Genomic DNA, 3362 nt, shown 5'->3' on the forward strand with positions numbered 1-3362 from the left:
AGCATCGATCGTGGTTATATATGTATCCCAGTCAGCTTTCTCCCAAACATTAGTTAATAGTTTTTCTTGAATTTGAATCATGATAATCTATTTATACTTCATAATTAAGGATAACCATTTGCCTGAATCATCTTGAAGATAGAGATCGCTGCATCTTCTTTTTTGTATATGCTGTAGGGGCGGGTTTATGCTAGCAAATCTCGATTTGTACCGATAACTATAGAACAAACCCGCCCAACCCCACCAGTAACAACCGATCGAATCGATGATGTATATTACCGATCGAGAAATACTATGTTAATTCATCAATTCCCGCACATCAGTCACCTTCCCCGTCACCGCCGCCGCGATTACCATCACCGGCGACATCAATAATGTCCGCCCCGATGAAGAACCTTGACGACCTTTGAAATTCCGATTGGAAGATGACGCGCTAAGTTGTCGTCCCACTAATTTATCGGGATTCATCGCCAAACACATCGAGCAACCCGCCTCGCGCCATTCAAAGCCGGCGTTTTTAAAAACCACGTCTAACCCTTCGGCTTCGGCTTGTTTTTTCACGCGTTCGGAACCGGGGACGATAAAAGCTTTAACTCCAGCGGCTACCTGTTTACCTGCGGCGAATTTGGCAGCTTCGCGCAAGTCGGTGATGCGTCCGTTGGTGCAGCTTCCGACGAAGCAAACATCGACTTTGGTGCCGATAATTGGTGCCCCTGGTTGTAAATCCATATACTGATAGGCTTCTTCGGCGATCGCTCTCTCATCCTCAGGCATCTGTGCTGCTGTTGGGATCGGTTCGTCTACCCCAATGCCTTGCGCGGGGGTAATGCCCCAAGTGACTGTGGGGGCAATTTCAGCGGCATCGAAGACGATGACATCATCGTATTCGGCATCTTTATCGCTGCGCAAGCTTTCCCACCAAGCGATAGCTCGATCCCAATTCGTCTTCTTGGGTGCAAAATCTCGGACTTTGAGATAATCATAGGTGACTCGATCTGGATTGATATAGCCACAACGCGCGCCACCTTCGATCGCCATATTACAGACGGTCATCCGGGCTTCCATATCCATTTGCTCGAAGGTAGTGCCAGCGAACTCATAGGCATAGCCGACACCGCCTTTGACGCCGAGTTTGCGGATGATATGTAGAATTACATCTTTGGCATATACCCCTGGTTGGAGGGTGCCGTTGACTTCGATTTTGCGGACTTTTAGTTTGCCTAAAGCCAGAGTTTGGGAGGCTAAAACGTCGCGCACTTGAGAGGTGCCAATTCCGAACGCGATCGCGCCAAATGCGCCGTGGGTAGAAGTGTGACTATCTCCGCAGGCGATCGTCATTCCTGGCTGAGTTAGCCCTTGTTCCGGCGCAATTACATGAACGATGCCTTGGCTGCCAGAGCCGACATTGTAGAATCTAATCCCATGCTCTTTGGTGTTATTTTCGAGATGTTGCATCATCTCTTCAGCAAGGCTATCGGCGAGGGGGCGCGATTGGTCTTCAGTAGGGACGATATGATCGACGGTAGCGACGGTGCGTTCGGGATAAGGGACTTTCAATCCTCGATCGCGCATCATGGCAAAGGCTTGGGGGCTGGTGACTTCATGAATCAGATGCAATCCAATGAATAATTGGGTTTGTCCTGAAGGTAATATACCAACGGTATGTGCATCCCAAACTTTATCGAATAATGTATTTTTACTCATGGTTTTAATTAGTGGATAGTAGATTGTAGGGTGCGTTGTCTTGACGCATCGCGCAGCATAACGCACCAAAGTATTGGGTTGAAGCACAAAGCCCAACCTACGCTAATCGTTGATAGACAAGCCGAAATCGACGGGGCGCTCCCGACTCTAAAGTATCGATAAAATCTTCAAAAGATACTTGAGTCAAGCCGGTAGTGGTAAATTTATTCAGTTCATTTTGAGTTAGGGCAAACGGTGGTAAATCCGCAGCGAGGTCTTCAGGCTCGCGACCGCGACAGATGACTAATAATTTGCCGTCAGGGGCGACGAAATTACCAATGCAATCGATCGCACTGGGGCGAATATTTGCAGGTAGAGCTTGAATCGTGTAAATCTCAACAACGAGATCGAAGCTTAATTTCCAGTCGGCTGGGGCGGTAAATAAATCGACGACTTGATAATTTACCTGCGAGTCTGGGAATCTTTGATGACACCAATCGATCGCGGTTTGAGATAGATCGAATCCTGTTACTTTAGCACCGAGTTTAGCTAGATATTCAGCATCGTCGCCCAATCCACAACCGACAACTAATAGCCGTCGATCTCGTACAACTACCTGAGATTTTTCGACCCAATCTGATAACCAATAATTGAAGCCCCGATCTGCCCACGGAATTGCATCCGCATTTCCAGCAGCTTCGACATAAAGTTTTTCAAACCAACCAGTATAATCTCCCTGTTGATATGATTGTTGTGAGAGTTCGCGAACTCGCGATCGAGCATTATTCATAAGTTTTATTTCTTAATCATATTTAAATTAGCCGCGAATGAAAAAATATGTGGTCATACTTATTGCGACGATCGATACAAACCGGCGAACGATTATCGATGGAATCTGGCGGGCAAAGTTGGCGACAAAGTAACCACCGAGAGCACCACCTATTGCCATTAGAATTGCTTGCGGCCAAGCGATGATACCTGCGAATAAGAACGGGACGATCGCGATGCCATTGATACAGGTTGCTAAAAATGACTTTAACGCATTCATCGCATGAATATTTTTGATATTAAAAAAAGTTAAAGTTGCTAACATCAAAATTCCAATTCCTGCGCCAAAGAAGCCACCATAAATCGAGATTGCCAGTTGCGCGGTAACCAAATATATTAGGCGCGGCGGCTGGGCTGAATTCGATCGATTGAAGGATTGTAACCATTGTTTGAAAGATTCGCCAAAGATAAATACAACAGTTGCAAGCAGTAATAAATAGGGAATTAGCTTTTTAAAAACATCTGCGGATGTGTACAGTAACAGAATCGATCCGAGCAGTCCACCTGCTAGACTAACGATACTTAAAATTAGCATCGATCGGCGATCGATATCTAAATCCCGACGGTAAGCTCCCGTACTTGCCAAACCTGCGACCCAAAGAGCGGTATTATTGGTAGCATTAGCTGCGAGCGGCGATACACCAGTAAAGATTAGCGTCGGAAAGCTAATGAAACTCCCACCACCAGCGACTGCATTCAATCCGCCAGCGATAAAAGCAGTCGCAAATAACAACAAACCATTGAGATATGTAAGTGGCGGTGCGATCGGCATATATTTAGAAAATGCCTACGATTGAAATCGTGGATAGAATTACGAAGTCCGCCTGCGCAGACTGACATATTAGTTAGTC

3 protein-coding genes are annotated in these 3362 nt (G+C 46.3%); all 3 read right to left on the minus strand.

Annotated features, from left to right (window positions below):
• Positions 1 to 297: 297 nt before the first annotated feature.
• Complete coding sequence (leuC, locus tag RMO84_RS11190; RefSeq protein ID WP_310488543.1) at positions 298 to 1704, minus strand: 3-isopropylmalate dehydratase large subunit; 1407 nt, start codon at positions 1702 to 1704, stop codon at positions 298 to 300.
• A gap of 97 nt (positions 1705 to 1801) precedes the next feature.
• Positions 1802 to 2473, minus strand: coding sequence for a methyltransferase domain-containing protein (locus RMO84_RS11195; protein ID WP_310488544.1), 672 nt, complete (start codon positions 2471 to 2473; stop codon positions 1802 to 1804).
• Between the two features lie 27 nt (positions 2474 to 2500).
• On the minus strand, positions 2501 to 3283 hold the full coding sequence (locus RMO84_RS11200; protein WP_310488545.1) for a sulfite exporter TauE/SafE family protein: 783 nt from the start codon (positions 3281 to 3283) through the stop codon (positions 2501 to 2503).
• Positions 3284 to 3362 lie beyond the last annotated feature (79 nt).

The sequence above is a fragment of the Chamaesiphon sp. VAR_69_metabat_338 genome (assembly GCF_031423935.1).
Taxonomy (GTDB): domain Bacteria; phylum Cyanobacteriota; class Cyanobacteriia; order Cyanobacteriales; family Chamaesiphonaceae; genus Chamaesiphon.

Bases quoted from the DNA above. Each gene is read 5' to 3' on its own strand.
- leuC (WP_310488543.1), bottom strand. From the start codon at position 1,704: ATGAGTAAAAATACATTATTCGATAAAGTTTGGGATGCACATACCGTT.
- RMO84_RS11200 (WP_310488545.1), bottom strand. From the start codon at position 3,283: ATGCCGATCGCACCGCCACTTACATATCTCAATGGTTTGTTGTTATTT.
- RMO84_RS11195 (WP_310488544.1), bottom strand. From the start codon at position 2,473: ATGAATAATGCTCGATCGCGAGTTCGCGAACTCTCACAACAATCATAT.